Consider the following 24,731-nt stretch of genomic DNA (forward strand, 5'->3'; position numbering starts at 1 on the left):
GAACCCGCAGCGCTTGCGGTGGATGGAGTTTTTCGCCGGCGGCACGCTGATCGTGACCCGCTCGCGGAGCCAACATGGCATCACCCGGCCCGCGTTGGCAAGAACCGTTGACACACTCCGAATTCCTCCGCCACCCGTTCGGGTGACGAGTGTCGAAGCGGGTGACACCCGGCCGGGTCCGGGTTCGCGCGTGCCTCACAAAGCCCGCTCCCCGGTCCCGAGTCGCCTGCGCAGCACCAGGTGCAGGCCGAACCGCGTGTCCGCGTCGTCCAGCCGGTCGCCGAACAGCTCGCGCAACTGGTGCAGCCGCGCCCGCACGGTCTGCGGATGCACGTGCAGACGGCGCGCGATCTCCGGTGCGCCACCACGGGTTTCCAGCCAGGCGAGCAGGGTTTCGCCGAGCCGGGCGCGCTGCCGGTCGCTGACCGCGTCCAGCGGTGCGAGGTACTTCGCGGACAGCCGCTCGGCGAGGAAGTCCTGGGAACGCAACCAGAGCGTGCCGAGGTGGTCGGCGCACCACACGACGTCCCCGGGCAGCGCCAGGCCGCGGCGGGCCAGACGGTGCGCGGCGGCGGCGAGGGCGAGCGGAACCGCGGGCGACACCGCGGCGCGCGCGGGTTTTTCCCAGTTGCCGGACAGGATCTCGAGCACCCGCTCCGGGCTCGGGGTGATCAGGCACGGGCGGTCGCCGTCCGGACCGGCGAGGACGTCGTCGCCGAGGCGGCCGGCGGGCAGGCCCTCGGCGTGCGCGAGCGCGATGACGGAAACCTCCCCGGGCAGCCGCCACCCCGCGTCCGCGGCGGGTCCGGTGAGATCGGGCTGCGGCTCGGCCAGGACCAGGGCGGCCAGCCGGCGGCGCAGTTCGTCGCGGGCGGAGCCGGGCGGGTGCTGCGCCGCCTGGAAACCTTCGAGCGCGGTCGCGGACAGCTCGTCGACGAAGGCGAAGATCGCCTCCGCCGCGGTGGTGAGGGTCTGCGGGCCGGCGCCGAGGTCGCGCAGCACCGGGGTCAGGTACTGCCAGGCGACCCGGCCGCCGATGCGCACCGCGGCCTGCAGGGCGTCGAGCGTGCGGCCCTCGGCGAACTCGCGCCGCCCGCGCTGCCGGAACTGCCGCACCCACTCGCTGTGGTCCGGGCGCGGGTTGCCGATGCAGCGGAAGCAGTGCCGCACCGCGACCTCGATGCCCTCGGCCAGCGCGCGGGCGAACCGGCCGCCGGGCGGGCCGGCGTACTCCGGCACCTCCCGCCGTACCTCGCGCACGATCGTCTCCGCGAGCGGCCGGGTGTGCGGCTCCAGGGCGGCCGCGAGTTGTCGGGGCGCGGCCGCCAGGGCCTGCGCGCTGCGGTAGTCCGGCACTTCCCACCCCCTTGACGCGCCGGGACCAAACCTGAAGCTGCCTCGCGTTCGTGCAGGTCAGCCGATGGGACGAACGATGCTACCGCCTGGTAGCAAGACCGGGCAGTAACCCTCGGCACTCGATCGGCGACAATCCGGGCGTCGAGGGGAGCGGGACATGACCAAGCGGCTGGTGATCTGCTGCGACGGCACCTGGAACACGCCGGACCAGCCGGCGCCGACCAACGTGTGCCGGGTCGCGCTCGCGGTGGCGCCGTCCGACGGGGCAGGCCGCGAGCAGCGGATGTTCTACCACTCCGGCGTCGGCACCCGGCCCGGCGAGCGCCTGTGGGGCGGGGCGTTCGGGTTCGGGTTGTCCCGCACCGTGCGCGAGGCCTACCGGTTCCTGGTCCGCACCTTCGAGCCGGGGGACGAGCTGTTCCTGTTCGGGTTCAGCCGCGGCGCCTACACCGCGCGCAGCCTCGCCGGGCTGGTGCGCAACTGCGGCATCCTGCGCCCCGAGCACGACGACCGGATCGGCGAGGCGTACGCGCTCTACCGCGCCCGCGGGTCGAAAACGCATCCGCGCTCGGCGGCCGCGGAGCTGTTCCGCCGGTCGTACTCGCGCGAGACCCGGATCCGGTTCCTCGGCGTGTGGGACACCGTCGGGGCGCTCGGCATCCCGCTGTCCGGGCTGCGGCTGGTCAACCTGGTGAACCGGCAGTGGCAGTTCCACGACACCGAGCTGAGTTCGAGCATCGACGCGGCCTGCCAGGCGCTCGCGATCGACGAGCGCCGCCCGCCGTTCCGGCCCGCGCTGTGGCGGTCGAGCGGCCGGACGCGCGTCGAGCAGGTCTGGTTCGCCGGGGTGCACTCCGACGTCGGCGGCGGCTACCCGGACCGCGCGCTGGCCGACATCAGTCTGTTGTGGATGGTCGAGCGGGCGCGGGCGCACGGGCTCGCGTTCGAGCCGGGGGCGTTCGCGACCACGGAGCCGGACCCGCTGGGGCAGGCGCACGAGTCGCGCGCCGGGTTCTACAAGCTGATGCGCCCGCACGTGCGGACCCTGGGCACGACCGCGCACGAGTACGCGGCGTCCAGCGCGGTCCAGCGGCAGGCGATGGTCGCCGGGTACGCCCCGAACCTCGACACGTACCTGTCGGAGGGCGGCGCGGTGCTGCCGGTCGGCAGCGACGAGGGAGAGCGCTTCCCGGTGCCCAGCCCCGCACCGGAGCCCGCCTGACCGCGCCCCCGAACGCAGAACTCGCGCCCCCGAACGCAGAACTCACGCGCCTGAGCGTGGGACTCGCGGGCGTGAGGAGTTCTGCGTTCGCGTGACGGGTGCGGTCAGCCGCGGGTCAGGCCGTGTGCGGCGGCGCCGCGGCTGAGCACCACCTGGTCGGTGCGCGCCAGCGCCTCCGCGGCGCGTGACCGGTCCAGCGCGGGGTCGTCGGCGGTGCGCAACCGGATCGGGGGGCCCAGGTCGATCACCGTCGGCACGTACTCGGCCCGGTCCACCGTCCATCCCACGCCGGAACGGGTGAAGTGGAACCGCCCGATCAGGCCCTCCTCGGTCGTCCCGCGGGGCTCGGAGTGCCGGGCGATCGAGTTGCCCAGCCCGTAGGCCACCCACTTGCCGCCGATCTTCTCCATCGGCTGCACCACGTGCGCGTGGTGGCCGATGATCAGGTCCACCGCCGGGTCCGACAGCACCCGCTGCGCGATCTGCCGCTGCGCGGCCGTCGGCTCGTGCTGGTACTCCGTACCCCAGTGCAGGCTCGCGATCACCACCTGCGCCCCGGTCGCCCGCGCCGCCCGGGCCTCGGCGAGCACGGCGTCGGTGTCGAGCGTGTTCGACACCCACTGCTTGCCGCCGGGCAGCTTCTTGCCGTTGAACCCGAACGTGTAGGACACGTGCCCGACCTTGGCCCCGCGCACGTCCAGCACCAGCGGCGTGCGCGCCTCCTGCTCCGTCCGCGCCGAGCCGGTGTGCCGGATCCCGGCCTCGTCCAGCTCGTCCAGCGTCCGGTTCACGCCCGCAGTGCCGGTGTCGATCGTGTGGTTCGACGCGGTCGAGCAGTCGTCGTACCCGGTGTCGGCCAGCGCGTCGGCGATCTCCGGCGGTGCGCTGAACTCCGGGTAGCCCTGGAACGGGCCCTCCTCGGGCGCGAGCGGCGTTTCCAGGTGGCACACCGCCAGATCGGCCGAGCTGATGTCGTCGCGGATCCCGGCCAGCAGCGGCCGGTAGTCGCGCTTCCCGCCGCCGTCGGCGACGGCCTGTTCGGTCAGCGCCGGGTGGATCAGCACGTCCCCGGTCGCCGCGACGGTGAACCCCGCCTCCGCCGGCGGGGCCGCCACGCTCGGCGCGGCCGGCTCGACGGGCGCGTCTTCGTCCGGTGCGAAGCAGGCGGCGAGCACCGCGCCCGCCGCGAAGCCCGCGAGAACCAGACGGATGCGCATGACTCCCGATCCTGCCAGAGGGCCACTCTCGGTGCTTCCGGCACCGAGAGTGGCCCTGGCGTTCACCCGGTCAGGGCTTCAGTGCTCCCGACAGGGCGGTGGCGTCGCGACGGAGAGTCTCCGCGGCGAGCCGGTCCGGGACCTTGGTGCGGTCCTGGGTGATGGCTGCGAAGTTCCGCAGCGCGTCCCGGGCGGCGTTGATCCGCCCGGCGTCGGCGTGCTTCTGGGCCGTGTCGAGGGCGTTGTGCAACTGCATCGCCCCCGTCCTGGTGACCCCGCCGGCGTCGCGGAACCGGTCGATCAGGGCGCGCACGTCACCGAACGACGTCCCGGTCGTGAAGTTCACGGCCTTGGTCGTGGTGAGCCCGGCCCGGTCGGTCACGGTCACCGACAGCTGGTGCGCCCCGAGCGGCAGCCGCCACAGCTCCAGCGGCGTGCCCGGCGTGACCGGCTGACCGTCCACCGTGGCCTGGACCGTGCCCACGCCGGACGCGGCGTCGGTCGCGGTGACCACCGGCGTCAGGGCCGCGGCGTCACCGAAGGCCTGCCCCTCGGTCACCCCGCCGATCGTCACCGCGGGCGCGGTCTTGTCGATCTTGACCGTGAGCGTGCCCGGCGCGGACACGTTGCCGCCGTTGTCCGTCGCCCGGTACAGCACCGTCGTGGTGCCCTCGGCCGACAGCGTCACCGGGTTGGCCGCGTTGGCCCACGTGGCGCCGTTGTTCACCGAGTACTGCCTGCTGGCCACCGTGCCGTTGTCGGTGGCGGACACGGTCAGCGTGACGTTGCCCGTGTACCAGCCGTTCGCCCCGGTCGGCGCCGACGGCGTCAGCGCGGCCGACACCGTGGGCGGCGTCTTGTCCGCGACCCCGGCGCCCTGGAACGTGAAGGCGTCGACGTCGACCCCGCCGCTGGAGGTGACGAACAGCTTGCCGGCGCCCGAGGGCAGCCCGGACAGCGGTGTGGTCACCGTCCGCCAGCCCGCACCGGCCGGGACGTCGATCGTCGCGAACGGCGCCGCGTCGGCGGCGTTCCACCGCAGCTGCAGCTGGCCGGCGCCGCGTGCCTTGGTCTGCACGCCGGTGATGCCGCTGAAGTTCACCGGGTCGTAGGCCAGCCAGTCACCGGCGTCGAAACCGGTGATCGCGCGCAGCCCGGACGCGGTGGAGTCGTCGGTGATCGTCACGCCGCTCGACTCGTCGGCGTGCTCGCCCTGCATGAGCTTCGGGTTCAGGATCGCCTGCGCCTCACCGGTCGCCGGCGGCACACCGTTCGCGCCGCTGTCGGTGTAGGTCACGTTGAGCACACCGAAGACGTTCTCCGTCTCACCGTGCCCGGCGTCGGTCGGCGTGGCCACGGCGCCGGTGCAGCCGGTGCCGCTGTTGACCGGGTGCCCGTGCTGGTTGTGGCCCAGGCCGAACGCCCACGACACGCGGCTGCACACCGGGGTCGTGCCGTCCTCCGGGTCGTTGACGGTCACCGCGTAGGGGATCGCGTCGCCCCAGTCGAAGAACCCGCCGTGCGCCGGGGCGGTCAGCCCGACCGTGGGCGCGGTGTTGCCGATGGTGACCTGCCGGGAGGTCAGGCCGTGCCTGCCCGCCGGGTCGGTGACCCGCAACCGGGCCTCCACCTGCCCGTTCGCGGTGTAGGTGTGGGTCGCCCGCGGCCCGGTGGCGTCGAAGGTGCCGTTGCCGTCGAAGTCCCACTCGTAGGTCAGCGCCGCACCCTCGGGGTCGCTGGAGGTGCTGCCGTCGAAGGACACCGTGAGCGGCGCCTGCCCGGACGACGGGGTCGCCGTCATCCGCGCGGTCGGGGTCTTGTTGCCCTGCGCGAAGTCGATCCGGTACAGCCCGGCGTCCGGGTTCTGCCGGAAGAAGCCGTCCCCGTAGTCCAGGACGTAGAGCGAGCCGTCCGGCCCGAACTCCAGGTCCATCGGGTTGTCCCAGATCGGCTGGCCCAGCGTGGACAGGTCCCGGTTGGGCAGGAAGTTCTCCAGCTTCGTCACCGGGCCGTCCGGGCCGGCCAGGGTGAACGCGGCGACGTAGTCCTGCGAGAACTCGCCGAAGAAGGCCTTGCCGTCCCAGTAGGCCGGGAACTTCGTCGGCGACGGGTTGTTCGCGTCGTAGTGGTAGACCGGGCCGCCCATCGGGGCCTGGCCGCCGCTGGAGCGGAACGCGGTCAGCTCGGGCCACGGCTGGTCGCTGTCCTTGTCGCCGTACCACAGGGTGGCCGGGGTGGACGGCGGCAGCGTGCGCAGACCGGTGTTCCAGCGCGAGTCGTTCACCGGCGCGGCGCAGTCGAACGCCGGGCCCGGGGTGAGGGTGGCGAAGTCGAAGTCCCGGTAGGGCTGGGAGTTGTCGGCCGTGCAGAACGGCCAGCCCGAGTTCATCGGCTTCGTCGTGATCTGCCATTCGACGTAGCCCATCGGGCCGCGGTTCGGGTCGGCGGTGCCGGCGTCGGGGCCGTAGTCGCCCCACATCACCGCGCCGGTCGCCTTGTCCACGGTCATCCGGAACGGGTTGCGCAGGCCCATCACGAAGATCTCCGGCCGCGTCAGCGGCGTGCCGGGGGCGAACAGGTTGCCCTCGGGGATCGTGTAGGAGCCGTCGTCGTTGACGTGGATGCGCAGGATCTTGCCGCGCAGGTCGTTGGTGTTGCCGGCGCCGCGGCGCTCGTCGAGGCCGGGGTTGTAGCCGGGCGCGTCGTTGATCGGGGTGTAGCCGTTGACGTTCGGGCCGGAGGCGGGGGTGTTGCCACCGGTCGACAGGTACAGGTTGCCCTGCGCGTCGAAGTCGACGTCACCGGCCACGTGGCAGCACTGGCCGCGGTTGGTGGGGATGCGGATGATCTCCTGCTCGGTGCTCAGGTCCAGCGACTCGCCGGTCCACTTGAACCGGGACAGGACGTCGTAGCCCTCCCACTGCTTCCAGTACGAGTCGTCCGCGCCGGCGGGAAGCGTGTTCGGGGCCGAGCCGGGCGGGGTGTTCAGCTTCGGCGAGTAGAAGAGGTAGACCCAGTTGTTCTCGGCGAAGCCCGGGTCGAGCGTCACCGTCTGCAGGCCCATCTCCGAGTTCTGGTAGACGGGGATCGTGCTGACGACCTTGGTGACGCCGGTCTTCGGGTCGGTCAGCCGCACCTCACCGCTGCGCGCGGTGTGCAGGACGCGGTTGTCCGGCAGCACGGCCAGGTCGATGGGTTCGCCCACGTTCTTGGTGAGCGTGATCTTCTCGTAGTTGTGCCAGTCCAGGGCCGGGTCCGCGGCCTGTGCCGCGGCGGGTACGGCGAGGCCGAGCACCGGCAGGGCCGTCACCGCGGCGGCGGTGATCAGCCGTCTCAGGGCAGGGTGCATCGCGAGATCACTCCGGTGGGATTTCGACAGGGGAGGGGAGGGGAGGGGGTCAGCCGCGCAGTTCGGCCAGCGCCTGGTAGCTGCGCAGCGCCGCGCCGAACGAGCCGGGCGGGTTGGGCTGCGTGCTGGGCGCGGTGTCCTGCTCCCAGATGCCGTGGTAGCGGCCGCGGCCGTTGACCCGCTTGAGGAACCGGTCGTAGGGCAGGTCGCCGGCGCCGAACTCGACGATGTCGTAGCCGTTGGGGTTGGCCGGGTTCGCGTCGCCGTCCTTCAGGTGCAGCAACGGGTAGCGGTGCGGGGCGCGGGTGATGTAGTCGGCGGGCTCGAACCCGGGGTAGCGGTACTTGCCGACGTAGGCCCAGTACACGTCCATCTCGAGGTAGACCAGGCGGGGATCGGTGTTGTCGAAGAAGACGTCGTAGAGCCGGACGCCGGGACGGTCGGTGGCGAAGGCGAACTCGCCGGCGTGGTTGTGCTGGTAGAACTTCAGGCCGCGCGCGGCGGCCGCGGCGCCGATGCGGTTGAACTCCTCGGCGGCGGCCTGGTAGCCGGCCACGGTGTTGACGTTGGTCGGGGCGTTGGCGGTGCCGATGTGCTTCAGGCCGAGGATTTCGGCGTTGTCCAGTTCGGCCTGCAGGTTGGTGCGGAAGTTGTTGAGGCCGACGTGGCTGCCGACCGCCTTGAGCCCGAAGTCCTTCAGCAGCTGGGCGATCTCGGGCACGGTGATCTGCCGCCCGAGGATCGAGGTGCTCTGGGTGTAGCCGGCGAACTCGATCTCGCGGTAACCGATGCGGGACAGCTCCTCGAACACGGCGCGGAAGCCGAGCTGGGAGACCTTGTCGCGGACGCTGTAGAGCTGGATGCCGATCTGGTTCTGCGGGACGAGACGGCCGCCGCCCTGGCTGGCGGCGGCGGGCAGCGATCCGGCGAGCGCCGCGGCGCTGACCGCGACGGTCGCCCCCGCCGCGGTGCGCAGGAAACCGCGGCGGTCGAACGACGAGTGGGACACGGATTTCTCCTTCAGCCGAGTGTGAACCGACCCCCTTGTCACGTGCGCCGGTAACGTAGGCAACTTCCGCTGAAAGTGTCCAGAGTTTCGGACTTTCCGGAACAAAGTTCGGCCGCGTCTGCTCAAAAGAGGCGGGAACGGGTCTACAGTCGGAGCACGCGCGAGCAGCGAGGAGGCTGGTGCCCCCATGACCACCAGCGGTTTTCCCCCGTCGGCCGAGACCCGCGAGCAGGCCGGGCTGCTCGCCCTGCTGCGGGACGAGGGCCCGATGGCGCGGGTCGAACTGGGTGAACGGCTCGGGGTGCCGCGGGCCCGGCTGGCGGCGGAGATCACCCGGCTGGCCGAAGGCGGGCTCGTCGAATCCGGCGGCCCGGCGGCCAGCCGCGGCGGGCGGCGGTCGACGCTGGTGCGCCTGGCCGACGACGTGCGCTTTCTCGGCGTGGACGTCGGCGCGACGTCGGTGGCCGTGGCGGTGACCGACGGGCGGTGCGAGGTGCTCGCGTTGGCGGTCGAGGACTGCGACGTGCGGCAGGGCCCGGTGCCGGTGCTGGACCGGGTGCAGCAGCTGGCGGCGAAGGTGCTGCAGGACGCCCCCGGGCGGCTCGCCGGGGCCGGGATCGGGCTGCCCGGGCCGGTGAGCTTCCGCGATGGGATGCCGGTGGCGCCGCCGATCATGCCGGGCTGGGACCGGTTCCCGGTGCGCGACCGGCTGGCCGGGCACTGGGGCTGCGCGGTGACGGTCGACAACGACGTGAACGTGATGGCGCTGGGGGAGCGGCACGCCGGGGTGGCCCGGTCGCTGGACGACCTGATCTTCGTGAAGGTCGGGACCGGTATCGGCGGCGGGATCGTCGTCGCGGGCCGCGTGTACCGCGGCGTGGCCGGCACCGCGGGCGACATCGGGCACATCAAGCTCGACGACTACGGGCCGGCGTGCGCCTGCGGCGAGGTCGGCTGCCTGGAGGCCTACTTCGGCGGGGCGGCGCTGGCCCGGGACGCGCTGACGCTGGCGCGCAGCGGGCGGTCCCCGTATCTGGCGGCGTTGCTGGAAAGCCGTCCGGCGCTGACCGCGCGGGAGGTGGCCGAGGCGGCGCAGGCCGGCGACTTCGCGGCGGTGACGCTGGTGCGCGAGGGCGGGCGGCGGCTGGGGCAGGTGATCGCGTCGCTGGTGAGCTTCCTGAACCCCGGGATGGTCGTGATCGGCGGCGGGGTGTCCCGGCTCGGGCACACCCTGCTGGCCGAGGTGCGGTCGTCGGTGTACCGGCGGTCGCTGCCGCTGGCCACCGGGAACCTGCCGATCGTGTTGTCGGAGCTGGGTGACCAGGCGGGCGTGATCGGCGCCGCGTGGCTGGCCACCGATCACGCGTTCAGCGTGCCGGCCTGACCGATCCGGCCTCGCCGGGCGTCGCTTGTCCGAACTTGAGCACACTTTCGGCAGTCCGGTTAAAAGTAACGATCTGATTGTTACTCCTTTTGCCGGATTGTGGCAGAAGTACCCGCCAGTCAGAGTAGGCGGCGTACGCCAGAGCACTGACACCCAGCACTGAGACCGGCCAGTTTCCCGACGAAGTGGAGCGTCCCCGGTGCCCCATCCTTTCGACCGGCCGACGGACCGCGCCGGTGTTCGCAGAGCCAACCTGTCTCTGCTGGTCCGGCTCCTGCGCCGGCACGGGGGCCTGTCCCGCGCGCAGCTGGCGGCCCTGAGCGGCCTGAGCAAGGCCACCGTCTCCGGCCTGGTCGCCGAACTGGAGGTCCGCGAGCTGGTCCAGGCAGGCGGCCGTCACGAGGGCGGCCAGGGCAGGCCGGGCCAGCTCGTCGAGCTGCGGCCGCGCGGCAACTGGGGCATCGGGCTGTCGGTCGCCGAGGACCACCTCGGCAGCACGGTCCTCGACCTGTCCGGCACCGCCGCCGCCCGCCGCCGCGTCACCTGCGACGTCCGCGCCCTCGGGCCGGAGCGCACCCTCGACGAACTGGCCGCCCTCGTGCTCGCCGCGGTGTCCGAAGTGGACCAGGTCGCGGGCATCGCCGTGGCCGTGCCCGGGCTCGTCGACCCCGCGGGCACCGTCCGCCTCGCGCCGGGCCTGCGGTGGCGCGACCTCGCCCTCGCCGACGGGCTCGCCGCCCGCACCGGCTTCCCGCTCGATCGCGTCGTCGTCGGCAACAACGCCAACCTGGCCGCGCTGGCCGAGGCCGACAGCGGGGCCGCCCGCGGCTGCCACGACGTCGTGTACCTCCTCGGCGGCGTGGGCGTCGGCGCGGGGCTGATCACCGGCGGCCGGCTGATCGGCGGCGCGGCCGGCGAGGTCGGGCACCTGTCGCTGGAACCCACTGGCCGCCCGTGCGTGTGCGGCCGCCGCGGCTGCTGGCAGACCGCCGTCGGGATCGACGCGTTCCTGCACTCGCTGGCCACCCCGCGGGACCTGGTCCACGACCCGTCCCTCGACCTGGCCCAGCGCACCGCGATCGTGCGCCAGCGCGCCCAGCAGGGTGACCGCCGCGTCCTCGACGCGCTCACCCAGCTCGGCGCCGGCCTCGGCCACGGCATCGCGGTCCTGGCCGACCTGCTCGACCCGCGGATCGTCGTCCTCGGCGGCTACTTCGCGCCGCTGCGCGACTGGCTCGCCGAGCCGATCCGCGCCGAACTGGCCGCCCGCTCGGTGACCGCCGAGACCGGCGGCCCCCGCATCGTGGCGTCCCGGCTCGGGTTCACCGCGGTCGGCACCGGCGCGGCGCAGGCCGCGATCCGGCCCCTGCTGGACGATCCGACGCTGGCCCCGGCCAGCGCCCCGGTGAGCGTGGAGGCGTGATGACCGAAGACCTGTTGTCCATGCGCGGCATCGTCAAGACGTTCCCGGGTGTCCGGGCGCTGGACGGTGTCGAGCTGTCGGTGCGGGCGGGGGAGGTGCACTGCCTGCTCGGCCAGAACGGCGCCGGCAAATCGACCCTGATCAAGGTCCTCGCCGGGGCGCACCAGCCGGACTCCGGCGAGATCCGCTGGCAGGGCGAACCGGTCACGCTGTCCTCCCCGGTCGCGGCCCTGCGCCGCGGGATCGCCACCATGTACCAGGAGCTCGACCTCATCCCCGCGCTGTCGGTGGCCGACAACATCTTCCTCGGCCACGAGCCCGCCCAGGCCGGGTTCACCCGCGACCGGCAGGCCCGCGCGAAGGCCGGCGAGCTGCTGGCGCGGCTGGGCCACCCGGAGATCCACCCCGACCGCGAGGTCGGCGAACTGTCCGCCGCCGGGCAGCAGCTGGTCTCCATGGCCCGGGCCCTGGTCCACGACGCGCGCCTGATCGTGATGGACGAGCCGACCGCCGCGCTCGCCTCCGACGAGGTGGACAACCTGTTCCGCATCGTCGCCGAGCTGACCGCGGACGGCGTGGCCGTCGTCTACATCTCGCACCGGCTCGAGGAGATCCGCCGCATCGGCAACCGCGTCACCGTGCTCAAGGACGGCGCCACCGTCGCGGCCGGGCTGGAGGTCGCCGACGTCACCACCGACCACCTGGTGTCGCTGATGTCCGGCCGCCGCGTGGAGACCGTCTACCCGGAACGCCTGGAATCCACTGTGGACATCGGTACCGAGCTGCTGCGCGTGGAGAACCTGACCCGCCGCGGCGAGTTCTCCGACGTCAGCTTCACCCTGCGCCGCGGCGAGATCCTCGGCCTGGCCGGCCTGGTCGGCGCCGGCCGCAGCGAACTGCTGGAGACCATCTTCGGCGCCCGCAAACCGGACGGCGGCCGGGTCTTCGTCGAGGGCAGGCGGCTCAAGCCCGGTGACGTCCCGAGCGCGGTCAAGGCCGGGATCGGCCTGGCGCCGGAGGAACGCAAGAGCCAGGCGCTGCTGCTGGAGATGTCGGTCGCGCACAACGTGACGCTGGCGAGCCTGCCCGAGTACAGCCGCCTCGGCTTCACCGACCGCGCCCGCGAGATCGGGGACTCGGCCGAGCGCCTGCGGCAGCTGGACCTGCGCCCGGCGGACCCGCGCCGCCCGGTGGGCACGCTCTCCGGCGGCAACCAGCAGAAGGCGGTCGTCGCGCGCTGGCTGGTGCGCGGCTGCTCGATCCTGCTGCTGGACGAGCCGACCCGCGGCGTGGACGTCGGCGCGCGGGCCGAGCTGTACCGGCTGATCCGCGAGCTGGCCGCGGCCGGGGTCGGGCTGGTGCTGGTGTCCAGCGAGATGCCCGAGGTGCTCGGGCTCGCCGACCGCGTGCTCGTGCTGCGGGAGGGCCACGTGGTCCGCGAGGCCCCCGCGAGCGAGCTGACCGAAGCAGACCTGCTGAATCTGGTGATGGAGGGAAGTGCGGCATGACGAAGGACTCCTCGTCGGTGTTGCCGGAGGCCACGCAGGCCCCGCCGCCCCCGGCCGCGCCGCCGGCCCCGAAGGCCGCGCGCGGGCGGTTCCCGGTGGACGCCCGGCTGGCCGGGCTGTTCGGCGTGTTCGTCCTGCTGTGCCTGGTGGGGTGGCTGACGCGGCCGGACGCGTTCTTCACCGAGGGCAACCTCTCGACCGTGCTGCGGCTGGCGGCCGCGATCGGCGTGGTGAGCGTCGGCATGACGTTCGTGATCATCAGCGGCGGGATCGACCTGTCCGTCGGCTCGATCGTCGCGCTGTCCAGCGTGTGGGCGACGACGCTGGCGACGCAGTCGTTCGGCCCGGTGGTGATGGTGGTCTGCGCGCTGGCGGTCGGCGTCGGCTGCGGCCTGATCAACGGCGTGCTCGTCTCCTACGGCAGAGTGGTGCCGTTCATCGCCACGCTCGCGATGTACGCCTCGGCGCGCGGCCTGGCCGAGCGGATCAGCGGACGGCAGACCCAGGTCGTGCGGGAAACCGGGTTCCTGACCGTCTTCCGCGGTGACTTCCTCGGCATCCCGGTGCTGATCTGGATGTTCGCCCTGGTGTTCGTGGTCGGCTGGGTCCTGCTCAACCGCACCACGTTCGGCCGCCGCACGTTCGCCGTCGGCGGCAACACCGAGGCCGCGCGCCTGGCCGGCATCAACGTCAAGCGGCACACCGCGCTCGTCTACGCCGTGGCCGGGCTGTGCTGCGGCATCGCGGCGATCATGGTCGTGGCGCGCACCACCTCGGGCGCCTCGACCAACGGCCTGTACTACGAGCTGGACGCGATCGCCGCGGTGGTCATCGGCGGCACGCTGCTCTCCGGCGGCCGCGGCACCCTGATCGGCACGCTCATCGGCGTCCTGATCTTCACGGTGCTGGGCAACATCTTCACGCTCAACAACCTCGACACCGACATCCAGAACATCGCCAAGGGCGCGATCATCGTGCTCGCCGTTCTGCTGCAGTTCCGCACCAACCGCAGTCGCAAGTCCACTTAGGAAACACCACCCCCGACGACCACTGGAGTTCGCCATGTCCGGACCATCCTCCCTCGCCCGCCGCCGCTTCCTCACCGGTGGCGCGGCCGTCGGCGCCGGCGCCCTGCTGGCCGCCTGCACGTCCAACGAGTCGCCGCAGTCCGCCCCGCAGGCCGTCGCCGGCACCGCGGGCCAGAACGCCCAGCCCGGCAAGCACGTGACGATCGGCTTCTCCGCCCCGGCCGCCGACCACGGCTGGATGGCGGCGATGACCAAGAACGCCCGCGCCCAGGCCGGCCGGTTCTCCGACGTCACCTTCACCGCCACCGAGGGCACCAACGACGTCAACCAGCAGATCGCCCAGGTCGAGACCCTGATCAACCAGAAGGTCAACGTCCTGGTGATCCTGCCCTTCGACGGCAAGGCCCTCACCCAGGCCGGCCAGCAGGCCATGGACGCCGGCATCCCGGTCGTCAACGTGGACCGGGTGTTCGACACCCCGCTGGCCTACCGCACCTGGATCGGCGGCGACAACTACCGCATGGGCGTCAACGCCGGCAACTACATCGCCGGGGAGCTGAAGAAGAAGGGCGTGAGCAACCCGGTGATCGGCGAGGTCGCCGGCATCGACTCGCTGCCGCTGACCCAGGAACGCAGCCAGGGCTTCAAGGACGCGCTCGCCAAGCACGGGTTCGCCGTCGGCCCGCGGGTGTCCGCGCAGTTCACGCCGGAGAGCGGCGAGCAGATGACCTCGAACCTGCTCCAGTCGGCCAGCAGGCTCGACGCGCTGTGGAACCACGACGACGACCAGGGCATCGGCGTGCTCGCGGCCATCGACAACGCGCGCCGCAGCGAGTTCTTCATGGTCGGCGGCGCCGGGTCGCGCAACATGATGGACCTGATCAAGGCCGACAGCGGCGTGATGAAGGCGACGGTCCTCTACAGCCCGTCGATGGCGTCCTCGGCGATCGCCCTGGCCCGGCTGCTCGGCCAGGACAAGGGCATCGGCGACCTCGCCGAGCACGAGATCCCCGCGAACGTCACGACCTACTCGGCCGTGGTGACCAAGGAGAACGTCGATTCCTATGCCGATGTCGCCTTCGACTCCTGACCCCGTGGGCGCCTCCATCGGCGTGGGCATGATCGGGCACGCCTTCATGGGCGCCGTCCACGCCCACGCCTGGCGCTCGGTCCACCGGTTCTTCGACGTGCCCCTGGTGCCGCGGCTGGCCGTGCTCGGCGGCCGCGACCCGGAGCGCACGAAGGCCGCCGCCGCCAAGCAGGGCTGGCCGGACACCGAGACCGACTGGGCCACCCTGGTCGCCCGCGACGACGTCGGCATCGTCGACATCTGCACGCCCGGGGACTCGCACGCCGAGATCGCGCTGGCCGCGCTGGCCGCGGGCAAGCACGTGCTGTGCGAGAAACCCCTGGCGAACTCGGTCGCCGAGGCCGAGGAGATGGCCGCGGCCGCCGAGCGCGCGGCGGTCAACGGGCAGCGGGCGATGGTCGGGTTCAACTACCGGCGGGTGCCGGCGATCGCGCTGGCCCGCAGGATGGTCGCCGACGGCAGGCTGGGCACGATCCGCCAGGTGCGGGCCGCCTACCTGCAGGACTGGCTGGCCGACCCGGCCACGCCGATGACCTGGCGGCTGCGGCGGGACAAGGCCGGGTCCGGGGCGCTGGGCGACATCGCCGCGCACGCGGTGGACACCGCCCAGTTCGTCCTCGGCGACCGGATCACCGGGGTGTCGGCGATGACCGAGACGTTCGTGCGGGAGCGGCCGCTGTCCGGGGAGCCGGGCAGCGCGCTGGGCGAGGTCGACGTGGACGACTGCGCGGTGTTCCTGGCCCGGTTCACCGGCGGCGCGGTCGCCACGTTCGAGGCCACCCGGTTCGCGCTGGGCCGCAAGAACGCGCTGCGGCTGGAGATCAACGGGTCGCGTGGCAGCCTGGCCTTCGACTTCGAGTCGATGAACGAGCTGTCGTTCTACGACGGCGACGACGACCCGGCCGAGGCGGGGTTCCGGCGGATCCTGGTGACCGAGCCGGACCACCCCTACGTCGGGGCGTGGTGGCCGCCCGGACACCTGCTGGGCTACGAGCACACCTTCACCCACGAGATCGCCGACTTCCTCACCGCCATCGGCGAGCAGCGCGACCCCGAGCCGTCCTTCGCCGACGGCCTCCAGGTCCAGCGGGTGCTGCACGCGGTGGAGGAGAGCGCGGGCAACGGAACGTCCTGGGTCGGCGTATCAATGTCGACCGAAAGGGTGATCGATGCCTGAGAGAACTGGATTGTGGCTGGTCGGCGCGCGTGGCTCGGTGGCCACGACGGCGATCAGCGGGCTGCTCGCGATGCGGTCCGGCCTCGCCGGGCCGGACGGCTGCGTGACCGAGCGGCTCGACGTGGCGCCCGGGGTGCTCCCGGGCTGGGACGAGCTCGTCGTCGGCGGGCACGACCTGGTGGACACGCCACTGGAGAAGAAGGCGGAGCAGCTCACCGCGGGCGGGCTGCTCCCGGCCGGCCTGCTGCCGGCCATCCGCGACGGCCTGCGTGCCGTCGAGGCCGACCTGCGCCTGGTGCCCGCCGGGCGCACGCAGGCCGAGATCGCCGCGCGGCTGGCCGACGACCTGCGCGAGTTCCGCACCCGGCACGGCCTGTCGGCCGTCGTGGTGATCAACGTCTCGTCCACGGAACCCCCAACCGTGGACGCGCCGGAGCACCACGACCTCGACGCGCTGGTGGCGGCGCTGGACGAGCCGGACCGGGAGGTGCTGCCCGGCAGCTCCCTGGCGGCGTACGCGGCGGTGTCGGCGGGGTGCCCCTTCGTGGACTTCACGCCGTCGACGGGCATCCGGTTGCCCGCGCTGGTGGAATTCGCCCGGCGGCAGGGTCTGCCCTACGCCGGATCGGACGGCAAGACCGGTGAGACGCTGCTGCGCTCGGTGCTCGCGCCGATGTTCGCGGCCCGGGCGCTGAAGGTGCGCTCGTGGTCGGGCACGAACCTGCTCGGCGGCGGGGACGGCGCGACCCTGGCCGACCCGGTGAAGGCGGCCGGGAAGCTGGAGTCGAAGGCCCGCGGCCTGGCGGCGCTGCTCGGTGACGACGTGACCGCGCCGCTGCACATCGACCACGTGCCGGACCTGGGCGAGCAGAAGACGGCGTGGGACCACGTGTCGTTCGAGGGCTTCCTGGGCGCGCGGATGACCCTGCAGTTCACCTGGACCGGCTACGACTCGGCCCTGGCCGCGCCGCTGGTGCTGGACCTGGCGCGGCTGACCGCGGCCGCGTACCGGGCCGGCGAGTCCGGGCCGCTGGGCCAGCTGGCGTTCTTCTTCAAGGACCCGGTGGGCACCGGCGAGCACCGGTTCGCCGAGCAGGCGCGGATCCTGGCCGAGTGGGCGTCGTCGCTGGGGCGGCAGCAGTGAACCCCTACGTACAGCTGGTCCGGGCCCCGGCCGCGCTGAGCGTCCTCGGCGACACCGTCGCGGGCGCCGCCGCGGCCGGTCGTCCGTTGCGGGGACGGCGGCTCGCGCTGCCGCTGGCCTCGGTGGCCTTCTACTGGTCGGGCATGGCGCTCAACGACTGGGCCGACCGGGACCTGGACGCGGTCGAGCGCCCGGAGCGGCCGATCCCGTCCGGCCGGGTCAGCCCGAACCGGGCGCTCGGGATCGCGGCCGGGCTGACCGGGGCGGGTCTCGGGTTGTCCGCGCTGGCGGGTGGCCGGGACGCCCTCAAGGTCGCCGCGCCGCTGGCGGCGGCGGTGTGGGCCTACGACACCGTGCTGAAGAAGACCCCGCTCGCGGCGGTGTCGATGGCGGTGTGCCGGTCGCTGGACGTGCTGCTCGGCGCGGGTGGCTCGGGTGCGGCGAAGGCGGTGGTCCCGGCCGCGGTGCTGGGCGGGCACACGCTCGGCGTGACGGCGTTGTCGGCCGGTGAGGTGCACGGCGGTTCCCCGGCGCGGGCGGCCGGTGCCCTCGCGCTGACCTCGGCGTCCGCGGCCGCCGCGGTGTCCGGCCGCGGCGGTGCGCCCGGTCACCGGGTGGCGGCGCTGGCCGCGGCCGCCGGATACGGCGTGAGCGTCGGGTCCAAGCAGTACGCGGCGGTGCGCAAGCCGTCCGCGGCGGTGGTCCGGACGGCCACGGCCGCCGGGATCCACGGCATGGTCCCGCTGCAGGCCGCGCTCGCGGCCCGGCGCGGCGGCGTGCTGGGCGGCGGCCTGGTCGCGCTGGCGCTGCCGCTGGCCAAGCGGCTGGGCCGGAAGGTGAGCCCGACATGAGCGGCTACCACCTCGGCTACGGCACCAACGGGTTCGCCAACCACCGGCTCGACGACGCGCTGGCGATCATCGCCGACCTGGGCTACACCTCGGTCGCGCTGACGCTGGACCACCAGCACCTCGACCCGTACGCCGGCGACCTGGCCGCGCGGGTGGACCGGGTCGCGGCCCGGCTGGGCGAGCTGGGCCTGCGGTGCGTCGTGGAGACCGGCGCGCGGTTCCTGCTCGACCCGTGGCACAAGCACGAACCGACCCTGGTCAGCGAGAACGCGGACCGGCGCCTGGACTTCCTGGCCCGGGCGATCCGGGTCGCCGAGGGCCTGGGCGCCGACTGCGTGTCGTTCTGGTCCGGCGTGTCCACAGTGGACACCGCGACGGCGTGGGAGCGGCTGCGGTCGCGGATGCCCGCGGTGCTGGCCGAGGCGGACCGGCGCGGTGTCCGCCTCGGCCTGGAACCGGAACCCGGGATGCTGGTGGAGACCCTGTCGGACGCGCTGCGGCTGCGCACCGAGCTGGGCGAACCCGAGCTGCTCGGGATCACCCTCGACGTCGGGCACTGCGTGGCCGTCGAGCCGACCGACGCGGCCGCCTGCATCCGGCAGGCCAAGGGGCTGCTGGTCAACGTGCAGCTGGACGACATGCGGCCGGGCGTGCACGAGCACCTCGAGTTCGGCGACGGCGAGCTGGACCTGCCGGCCACGCTCGCCGCGCTGGACGAGATCGGCTACACCGGGGTCGCCGCCGTCGAGCTGCCCCGGCACAGCCACGCCGCGCCGCAGGTCGCCCGTGCCGCGCTGACCGCGTTGCGGGCGGCGCGGCTGGACCAGTCGTGGCTCGGCGAGGCGCAGCGGCGGATCGCGACCGATCCGGCCGCGGTGGCGACCCTGTTCCCGGCCGCCGGACGGCACGTCGGGCGCGGGCCGCTGCACCCGGACACCGATCCGGACGGCCTGGCCCACGGCACGGCCGACGACCTCGCGCGCACGCGGCTGCTGCAAACACTGGCGGCCGCCCTGCCCGCGGACGACTTCGCCGCGGAGCTGGCCGACCTCTACCGCTACGGCGACGGCGCCGAGCGGCGGGGCGTGCTGCGGGCGCTGGCCGCGGTCGGCGACAAGGCCGTCGCCGCCGGTCTCGACCTCGTCCGCGACGCCCTGCGCAGCAACGACACCGGCCTGATCGCCGCCGCGCTCGGCCCGTTCGCCGCCCGTCACCTGGACCAGCACGGCTGGCGCCACGGCGTGCTCAAATGCCTGTTCACCGGCATCCCGCTCGCCGCCGTCGCCGAGCTGGACCGGCGGGCCGACGACGAGCTGCGCCGCATGATCACCGACTACGCGGGGGAGCGCCGCGCCGCCGGCCGCCCGGTTCCCGCCGACGCCCTCCGCTTCCTGGAAGAGACACCCTGATGCGCCTGTTCGATCCGCACATCCACATGACCTCCCGCACCACCGACGACTACGAGGCCATGTACGCCGCCGGCGTGCGGGCCCTGGTCGAGCCCGCGTTCTGGCTCGGCCAGCCGCGCACCGGTGTGTCGTCGTTCACCGACTACTTCGACGGCCTGATCGGCTGGGAACGCTTCCGCGCCGCCCAGTTCGGCATCCGCCACCACTGCACGATCGCGCTCAACCCCAAGGAGGCCAACGACCCGCGCTGCACGCCGGTGCTCGACGTGCTGCCGCGTTACCTCGCCAAGGACGGCGTGGTCGCGGTCGGCGAGGTCGGCTACGACTCGATGACCCCGGCCGAGGACGCCGCCTTCGCCCGCCAGCTGGAACTGGCGAAGGAACACGACCTGCCGGTGCTGGTGCACACCCCGCACCGCGACAAGCTGGAAGGCACCAAGCGCACGCTCGCGGTGGTCGCCGAGTCCGGCATCGCCCCGGAGCGGGTCGTGGTCGACCACCTCAACGAGGTCACCGTGGGCCTGGTCAAGGAGTCCGGCGCCTGGATGGGCTTTTCCATCTACCCGGACACCAAGATGGACGAGCAGCGCATGGTCGCGATCCTGCGCGAGTACGGCACGGAGAAGATGCTGGTCAACTCCGCCGCCGACTGGGGCCGCTCGGACCCGCTCAAGGTGCACAAGACCGGGCTGGCGATGCTCGGCGGCGGGTTCGCCGAGTCCGATGTGGACAAAGTGCTGTGGGCCAACCCGGTCGCCTTCTACGGCCAGAGCGGCCGGCTGGTACTCGACGAGCTGCCTGGCTTCAGCGCGGCCAAGGAGACCTTCGAGGGCAACTCGGTGCTGCGCGGCGGGCGGGACGAGGCGGTCGCGTGACGCCCCTGTCCTACTGCACCAACGTCCATCCGGCCGAGGACCTGCACGGGGTCCTCGGCCAGCTCGACTCCTACGCCCTGCCGGTGCGCGAGCGGCTCGGCGCGGACCGGCTCGGGCTGGGACTGTGGCTGGCCGCCGACGTCGCGTCGGCGCTGGCCGCGGACGCGGGCGAGCGCAAGCGGTTGCGCGCCGAGCTGGACGCGCGCGGCCTGGAAGTGGTGACGCTCAACGCGTTCCCCTACGGCGGGTTTCACGACCCGGTCGTCAAGCAGAAGGTCTACCACCCACGGTGGACCGCCCGGGCACGCGCGGAGTACACGCTGAACTGCGCGGCCGTGCTGTCCGCGCTGCTGCCCGGCGACGCGGAGTTCGGCAGCATCTCGACCCTGCCGCTGGGCTGGCGGGAACCGTGGACGCCGGAGGACGACACGGCGGCCCAGCGGTTGCTCGACGAGGTGACCGCCGGGCTGCGGGCTCAGGAGCGGACGATCCGGCTCGCCGTCGAGCCGGAACCCGGCTGCATCCTGGACACCGTGCACGACGCCGTGTCCTGGCTGGCCGGGCGCGTCGATCCGGCCCACGTCGGCCTGTGCCTGGACACCTGCCACCTCGCGGTGTCCTTCGCCGACCCGGCCGGGGCGGTCGCCGAGATCGGCGCGGCCGGGCTGGACGTGGTGAAGGTCCAGATGTCGGCCGCGCTGCACGTGCCGGACCCGCGGGACCCGGCGGCGCGCGAGGCCCTGGCGGCGTTCGACGAGCCGCGGTACCTGCACCAGACCCGGGAGTCGGCGGGCGGCGGCGTCCGCAAGGCCGACGACCTGGGCGAGGCGTTCGCGGACCTGCCGGGGGAGGGGCCGTGGCGCGTGCACTTCCACGTGCCGCTGCACGCGACCCCGGCGGCGCCGCTGTCCTCGACCACCGAGGTGCTGGCCCAGGCCCTCGCCGCGCTGCCGCCGAAACCGGCGCACCTGGAAGTGGAAACCTACACCTGGACGGTGCTGCCGGAGGCGCACCGCCAGGACCTCATCGGCGGGATCGCGGCGGAGCTGTCCTTCGCCGCGGGATTGGTGGCGACGAAGTGAAACCGCTCCTGGTGCTCGACGTCGTGGGGATGACCCCGCGGCTGCTCAGGCACATGCCGAACGTGGCGAAGCTGGGGCAGCAGGGCTGGCAGGCGCGGCTGGACACCGTGCTGCCCGCGGTGACCTGCAGCGTCCAGTCCACGTTCCTGACCGGGCGGATGCCCAGCGAGCACGGCGTCGTCGGCAACGGCTGGTACTTCCGCGAGCTGGGCGAGGTCTTCCTGTGGCGCCAGCACAACAAGCTGGTCGAGGGCGAGAAGCTGTGGGAGACCGCGCGGGCGGTGCACCCCGGGTACCGCGCGGCGAACGTGTGCTGGTGGTACGCGATGGGCGCGACCACGGACTTCACCGTGACCCCCCGGCCGATCTACTACGCCGACGGGAAGAAGGCGCCGGACTGCTACACGCGCCCGCCGGAGCTGCACGACCGGCTCACTTCGCGGCTGGGCGAGTTCCCGCTGTTCCAGTACTGGGGCCCGACCGCGTCGATCGCCTCCACCGACTGGATCGTCGGGGCGACCTCGGCGATCCTGCGGGAGGACCGGCCGGAGCTGACCCTGGCCTACCTGCCGCACCTGGACTACGACCTGCAGCGGTTCGGCCCGGACTCGCCGCAGGCCATCGCGGCGGCACGCGCGGTCGACGCGTCCGTGGCGCCGCTGCTGGACCAGGCCCGCGGCGCCGGTGTCGGGGTGGTGGCGTTGTCGGAGTACGGCATCACCAACGCGCACCGGCCGGTGGACGTCAACCGGCTGCTGCGCCGCGAGGGCCTGCTCGAGGTCTACACGCAGGACGGCATGGAGTACCTGGACCCGTGGACGTCGCGGGCCTTCGCCGTCGCCGACCACCAGGTCGGCCACGTCTACGTGGCCGACGAAGCGGACCTGCCGCGGGTGCGCGGCCTGCTGGGGGAACTGTCCGGTGTGGACGAAGTGCTGGACCGACAGGCCCAGTCCCGCTACGGTATCGACCACCCGCGGGCGGGCGAGTTCGTGGTGACCGCGGAGCCGGACGCGTGGTTCACCTACTACTACTGGCTCGACGACGACCGCGCGCCGGACTTCGCGCGTGGCGTGGAGATCCACCGCAAGCCCGGGTACGACCCGGCCGAGCTGTTCTTCGACCCGGCCGATCCGCTGGTCAAGGCCAAGGCCGGGCTGAACCTGGTGCGCAAGAAGGCCGGCCTGCGGTACGCGATGAAGACCACGCCGCTGGACCCGGCGCCGGTGCGCGGCTCGCACGGGCGACTGCCGGACTCGCCGGACGACGGGCCGGTGCTGCTGTGCGGGGACGCGGACGTGCCGGAGCGGGCACGGCTGGCCGCCACCGAGGTCCGCGACCTGCTGCTGAGCGTGCAAGGACTGAAGACGACGGAAGGGAGCCGGCGATGAGCCGTCCGGTCACGTTGTTCACCGGCCAGTGGGCCGATCTGCCCTTCGAGGAGGTGTGCCGGCTCGCCTCGCAGTGGGGCTACGACGGGCTGGAGATCGCCTGCAGCGGCGACCACTTCGAGGTCGACCGGGCGCTCGCCGAGGACGACTACGTCGCGGGACGGCACAAGATCCTGGAGTCCCATGGCCTGAAGGTGTGGGCGATCTCGAACCACCTGGTCGGGCAGGCGGTGTGCGACGACCCGATCGACGAGCGGCACCGCAACATCCTGCCGCCCCGCGTCTGGGGCGACGGCGAGCCGGAGGGCGTGCGTCAGCGGGCGGCCGCCGAGATGGCCGACACCGCCCGGGCCGCGGCGAAGCTCGGCGTGGACACCGTCGTCGGCTTCACCGGGTCGAAGATCTGGAAGTACGTGGCGATGTTCCCGCCGGTGTCGCAGGACGTGATCGACGACGGGTACGCCGACTTCGCCGAGCGCTGGAACCCGATCCTGGACGTGTTCGACGAGGTGGGGGTGCGGTTCGCGCACGAGGTGCACCCGTCGGAGATCGCCTACGACTACTGGACGACTCGCCGGGCCCTGGACGCGGTGGGCAACCGGGCGGCGTTCGGGCTGAACTGGGACCCGTCGCACTTCGTGTGGCAGGACCTCGATCCGGTCGGGTTCATCCTGGACTTCGCCGACCGGATCTACCACGTCGACTGCAAGGACACGAAGAAGCGGTTCGACGGCCGCAACGGGCGGCTCGGGTCGCACCTGGCGTGGGCCGATGCGCGGCGCGGGTGGGACTTCGTGTCCACCGGGCACGGTGACGTGCCGTGGGAGGAGTGCTTCCGGGCGCTCAACTCGATCGGCTACCGCGGGCCGATCTCGGTGGAGTGGGAGGACGCCGGCATGGACCGGTTGCGCGGCGCCGAGGAGGCGGTCGGGTTCGTCCGGAACCTGCTGTGGGACAAGCCCGCCGCCGCCTTCGACTCCGCGTTCAGCACCGAGCGCTGACCCCGCGAGTCCCACGTTCAGTCGCGCGAGTCCCACGTTCAGGGCCTCGAGTTCCGCCTTCAGGCGCCCGGGTCGCCCAATCGCCAGTTCAGTGACTGTGCGACCCGCGTTCCGGAGCGTGGGACTCGCGCCGGTCAGCTGAACAGCGCGCTGTAGCCGTTGAGCGCGGGCTGGCCGCCGAGGTGCGCGTACAGCACGGTCGAGTCCGCGGGGATTTCCTTGCGGGACACCAGGTCGATGAGCCCGGCCATCGACTTGCCCTCGTACACCGGGTCGGTGACCATGCCCTCGGTGCGGGCGGCGAGCTTCATCGCGTCGAGGGTCTGCTCGTCGGGGATGCCGTAGATGCCGGCGTGGTAGCGCTCGTCGAGTTCGACCTCCGGTTCGCGCTCGACGCCGAGCAGTCCGGCGGTGTTGCGGGCGATCCGGGCGATCTGGTCGCGGGTCTCGTCCGGTTTGGCGGAGCCGTCGATGCCGAGGACGCGGCGCGGCCGGTCCTCGTCCAGGGCGGCGAACCCGGCGATCATCCCGGCCTGGGTGGAGCCGGTGACCGAGCAGACGATGATCGTGTCGAAGTGCACGCCCAGCTCGCGTTCCTGCTCGGCGACCTCGGCGGCCCACCGGGCGAAGCCGAGCCCGCCCAGGCGGTGGTCGGACGCGCCGGCCGGGATCGCGTAGGGCTTGCCGCCGCGTTCGCGGATCTCCTCCAGGGCCTGCTCCCAGCTCTCCTTGACGCCGATGCCGAAGCCGGCCTTGACCAGCCGCACGTCGGCGCCGGCCAGGCGGCTGATCAGGATGTTGCCCACCTTGTCGTAGACGGCGTCCGGCCAGTCGACCCAGCTCTCCTGCACCAGGACGCACTTCAGCCCGGCCCGTGCCGCGACGGCCGCGACCTGCCGGGTGTGGTTGGACTGGACGCCGCCGATGGAGACCAGGGTGTCGCAGCCCTGGGCGATGGCGTCCGCGACGAGGTACTCCAGCTTGCGGGTCTTGTTCCCGCCGAACGCGATGCCGGAGTTGCAGTCCTCGCGCTTGGCCCAGATCTCGGCGCCGCCGAGGTGGGCGGTGAGCCGGTCCAGCCGGTGCACCGGCGAGGGCCCGAAGAGCAGGGGATAACGCTCGAAGTCGGCGAGGGACATGGGGGCTCCGGTCCCGGGGGGGCGTTCGTGCAGGGCTGCCTCCTATAGACATCTGACGCTGCCGACGAAGCGCGGG

19 protein-coding genes are annotated in these 24,731 nt (G+C 73.0%); 14 read left to right on the top strand and 5 right to left on the bottom strand.

Annotated elements, in window-relative coordinates; translation table 11 throughout:
• Positions 1–195: 195 nt before the first annotated feature.
• Positions 196–1,356 (bottom strand): helix-turn-helix domain-containing protein, encoded by a 1,161-nt coding sequence (locus tag D0D15_RS24325; RefSeq protein WP_094006983.1) that lies wholly within the window; start codon positions 1,354–1,356, stop codon positions 196–198.
• A gap of 157 nt (positions 1,357–1,513) precedes the next feature.
• Between D0D15_RS24325 and D0D15_RS24330 the strand changes: the two genes are divergently transcribed.
• Complete coding sequence (locus D0D15_RS24330) at positions 1,514–2,578, top strand: DUF2235 domain-containing protein (RefSeq protein WP_094006985.1); 1,065 nt, start codon at positions 1,514–1,516, stop codon at positions 2,576–2,578.
• 104 nt (positions 2,579–2,682) lie between these two features.
• On the opposite strand, the gene D0D15_RS24335 is transcribed toward D0D15_RS24330, so the two are convergent.
• The 3 genes from D0D15_RS24335 to D0D15_RS24345 all read right to left on the bottom strand — a co-directional run bounded on the left by D0D15_RS24335 (position 2,683) and on the right by D0D15_RS24345 (position 8,153).
• Positions 2,683–3,795: a CapA family protein gene (locus D0D15_RS24335; protein WP_094006986.1), complete on the bottom strand. Its 1,113-nt coding sequence runs from the start codon at positions 3,793–3,795 to the stop codon at positions 2,683–2,685.
• 70 nt (positions 3,796–3,865) lie between these two features.
• Positions 3,866–7,144 (bottom strand): PQQ-dependent sugar dehydrogenase, encoded by a 3,279-nt coding sequence (locus D0D15_RS24340; protein ID WP_233157379.1) that lies wholly within the window; start codon positions 7,142–7,144, stop codon positions 3,866–3,868.
• Positions 7,145–7,193: 49 nt separating this feature from the next.
• A complete protein-coding gene (locus D0D15_RS24345) occupies positions 7,194–8,153 on the bottom strand; it encodes a sugar phosphate isomerase/epimerase family protein (protein WP_094006988.1) in 960 nt (319 codons plus the stop codon).
• A 187-nt stretch (positions 8,154–8,340) separates the two neighbouring features.
• Between D0D15_RS24345 and D0D15_RS24350 the strand changes: the two genes are divergently transcribed.
• From D0D15_RS24350 to D0D15_RS24410, 13 genes are all read left to right on the top strand, one after another.
• Positions 8,341–9,537 carry an ROK family transcriptional regulator gene (locus D0D15_RS24350; RefSeq protein WP_094006989.1) on the top strand — a complete coding sequence of 399 codons (1,197 nt, stop codon included), beginning with the start codon at positions 8,341–8,343 and terminating at the stop codon, positions 9,535–9,537.
• Between the two features lie 199 nt (positions 9,538–9,736).
• Positions 9,737–10,960, top strand: coding sequence for an ROK family transcriptional regulator (locus D0D15_RS24355; RefSeq protein WP_115944766.1), 1,224 nt, complete (start codon positions 9,737–9,739; stop codon positions 10,958–10,960).
• A complete protein-coding gene (locus D0D15_RS24360) occupies positions 10,960–12,468 on the top strand; it encodes a sugar ABC transporter ATP-binding protein (RefSeq protein WP_094006992.1) in 1,509 nt (502 codons plus the stop codon). Before D0D15_RS24355 ends, D0D15_RS24360 begins: the two co-directional genes overlap by 1 nt.
• Positions 12,465–13,496: an ABC transporter permease gene (locus tag D0D15_RS24365; RefSeq protein WP_094006994.1), complete on the top strand. Its 1,032-nt coding sequence runs from the start codon at positions 12,465–12,467 to the stop codon at positions 13,494–13,496. The genes D0D15_RS24360 and D0D15_RS24365 overlap by 4 nt, the downstream gene beginning before the upstream one ends.
• Positions 13,497–13,530: 34 nt before the next feature.
• Complete coding sequence (locus D0D15_RS24370) at positions 13,531–14,586, top strand: substrate-binding domain-containing protein (RefSeq protein ID WP_162830650.1); 1,056 nt, start codon at positions 13,531–13,533, stop codon at positions 14,584–14,586.
• Between the two features lie 28 nt (positions 14,587–14,614).
• Positions 14,615–15,763 carry a Gfo/Idh/MocA family protein gene (locus D0D15_RS24375; protein ID WP_198958305.1) on the top strand — a complete coding sequence of 383 codons (1,149 nt, stop codon included), beginning with the start codon at positions 14,615–14,617 and terminating at the stop codon, positions 15,761–15,763.
• Positions 15,756–16,907 (top strand): inositol-3-phosphate synthase, encoded by a 1,152-nt coding sequence (locus D0D15_RS24380; protein ID WP_198958300.1) that lies wholly within the window; start codon positions 15,756–15,758, stop codon positions 16,905–16,907. The genes D0D15_RS24375 and D0D15_RS24380 overlap by 8 nt, the downstream gene beginning before the upstream one ends.
• Complete coding sequence (locus D0D15_RS24385) at positions 16,904–17,758, top strand: SCO3242 family prenyltransferase (protein ID WP_094006999.1); 855 nt, start codon at positions 16,904–16,906, stop codon at positions 17,756–17,758. Before D0D15_RS24380 ends, D0D15_RS24385 begins: the two co-directional genes overlap by 4 nt.
• A complete protein-coding gene (locus D0D15_RS24390; RefSeq protein WP_094007000.1) occupies positions 17,755–19,167 on the top strand; it encodes an EboA domain-containing protein in 1,413 nt (470 codons plus the stop codon). The genes D0D15_RS24385 and D0D15_RS24390 overlap by 4 nt, the downstream gene beginning before the upstream one ends.
• A complete protein-coding gene (locus D0D15_RS24395) occupies positions 19,167–20,042 on the top strand; it encodes a TatD family hydrolase (RefSeq protein WP_094007001.1) in 876 nt (291 codons plus the stop codon). Before D0D15_RS24390 ends, D0D15_RS24395 begins: the two co-directional genes overlap by 1 nt.
• Positions 20,039–21,124 (top strand): metabolite traffic protein EboE, encoded by a 1,086-nt coding sequence (gene eboE, locus D0D15_RS24400; RefSeq protein WP_094007002.1) that lies wholly within the window; start codon positions 20,039–20,041, stop codon positions 21,122–21,124. The genes D0D15_RS24395 and eboE overlap by 4 nt, the downstream gene beginning before the upstream one ends.
• Positions 21,121–22,515, top strand: a complete 1,395-nt coding sequence (locus tag D0D15_RS24405; protein WP_115944767.1) for an alkaline phosphatase family protein — start codon at positions 21,121–21,123, stop codon at positions 22,513–22,515. The genes eboE and D0D15_RS24405 overlap by 4 nt, the downstream gene beginning before the upstream one ends.
• Positions 22,512–23,516: a sugar phosphate isomerase/epimerase family protein gene (locus D0D15_RS24410; RefSeq protein WP_094007004.1), complete on the top strand. Its 1,005-nt coding sequence runs from the start codon at positions 22,512–22,514 to the stop codon at positions 23,514–23,516. The genes D0D15_RS24405 and D0D15_RS24410 overlap by 4 nt, the downstream gene beginning before the upstream one ends.
• 134 nt (positions 23,517–23,650) lie before the next feature.
• Here D0D15_RS24410 and D0D15_RS24415 read toward each other — a convergent pair whose 3' ends face one another.
• Positions 23,651–24,655, bottom strand: a complete 1,005-nt coding sequence (locus D0D15_RS24415; protein ID WP_094007005.1) for a 1-aminocyclopropane-1-carboxylate deaminase — start codon at positions 24,653–24,655, stop codon at positions 23,651–23,653.
• Positions 24,656–24,731: the final 76 nt, after the last annotated feature.

It is taken from the genome of Amycolatopsis thermalba (assembly GCF_003385215.1).
In the GTDB taxonomy this organism is placed as follows: Bacteria; Actinomycetota; Actinomycetes; order Mycobacteriales; family Pseudonocardiaceae; genus Amycolatopsis_E; species Amycolatopsis_E thermalba.

What these genes read in the sequence shown, in the direction of transcription:
- D0D15_RS24330 (WP_094006985.1), top strand. Translation starts at nt 1,514, where the DNA reads ATGACCAAGCGGCTGGTGATCTGCTGCGACGGCACCTGGAACACGCCG.
- D0D15_RS24335 (WP_094006986.1), bottom strand. Translation starts at nt 3,795, where the DNA reads ATGCGCATCCGTCTGGTTCTCGCGGGCTTCGCGGCGGGCGCGGTGCTC.
- D0D15_RS24340 (WP_233157379.1), bottom strand. Translation starts at nt 7,144, where the DNA reads ATGCACCCTGCCCTGAGACGGCTGATCACCGCCGCCGCGGTGACGGCC.
- D0D15_RS24350 (WP_094006989.1), top strand. Translation starts at nt 8,341, where the DNA reads ATGACCACCAGCGGTTTTCCCCCGTCGGCCGAGACCCGCGAGCAGGCC.
- D0D15_RS24360 (WP_094006992.1), top strand. Translation starts at nt 10,960, where the DNA reads ATGACCGAAGACCTGTTGTCCATGCGCGGCATCGTCAAGACGTTCCCG.
- D0D15_RS24365 (WP_094006994.1), top strand. Translation starts at nt 12,465, where the DNA reads ATGACGAAGGACTCCTCGTCGGTGTTGCCGGAGGCCACGCAGGCCCCG.
- D0D15_RS24370 (WP_162830650.1), top strand. Translation starts at nt 13,531, where the DNA reads ATGTCCGGACCATCCTCCCTCGCCCGCCGCCGCTTCCTCACCGGTGGC.
- D0D15_RS24375 (WP_198958305.1), top strand. Translation starts at nt 14,615, where the DNA reads ATGATCGGGCACGCCTTCATGGGCGCCGTCCACGCCCACGCCTGGCGC.
- D0D15_RS24380 (WP_198958300.1), top strand. Translation starts at nt 15,756, where the DNA reads ATGCCTGAGAGAACTGGATTGTGGCTGGTCGGCGCGCGTGGCTCGGTG.
- D0D15_RS24390 (WP_094007000.1), top strand. Translation starts at nt 17,755, where the DNA reads ATGAGCGGCTACCACCTCGGCTACGGCACCAACGGGTTCGCCAACCAC.
- D0D15_RS24395 (WP_094007001.1), top strand. Translation starts at nt 19,167, where the DNA reads ATGCGCCTGTTCGATCCGCACATCCACATGACCTCCCGCACCACCGAC.
- D0D15_RS24410 (WP_094007004.1), top strand. Translation starts at nt 22,512, where the DNA reads ATGAGCCGTCCGGTCACGTTGTTCACCGGCCAGTGGGCCGATCTGCCC.
- D0D15_RS24415 (WP_094007005.1), bottom strand. Translation starts at nt 24,655, where the DNA reads ATGTCCCTCGCCGACTTCGAGCGTTATCCCCTGCTCTTCGGGCCCTCG.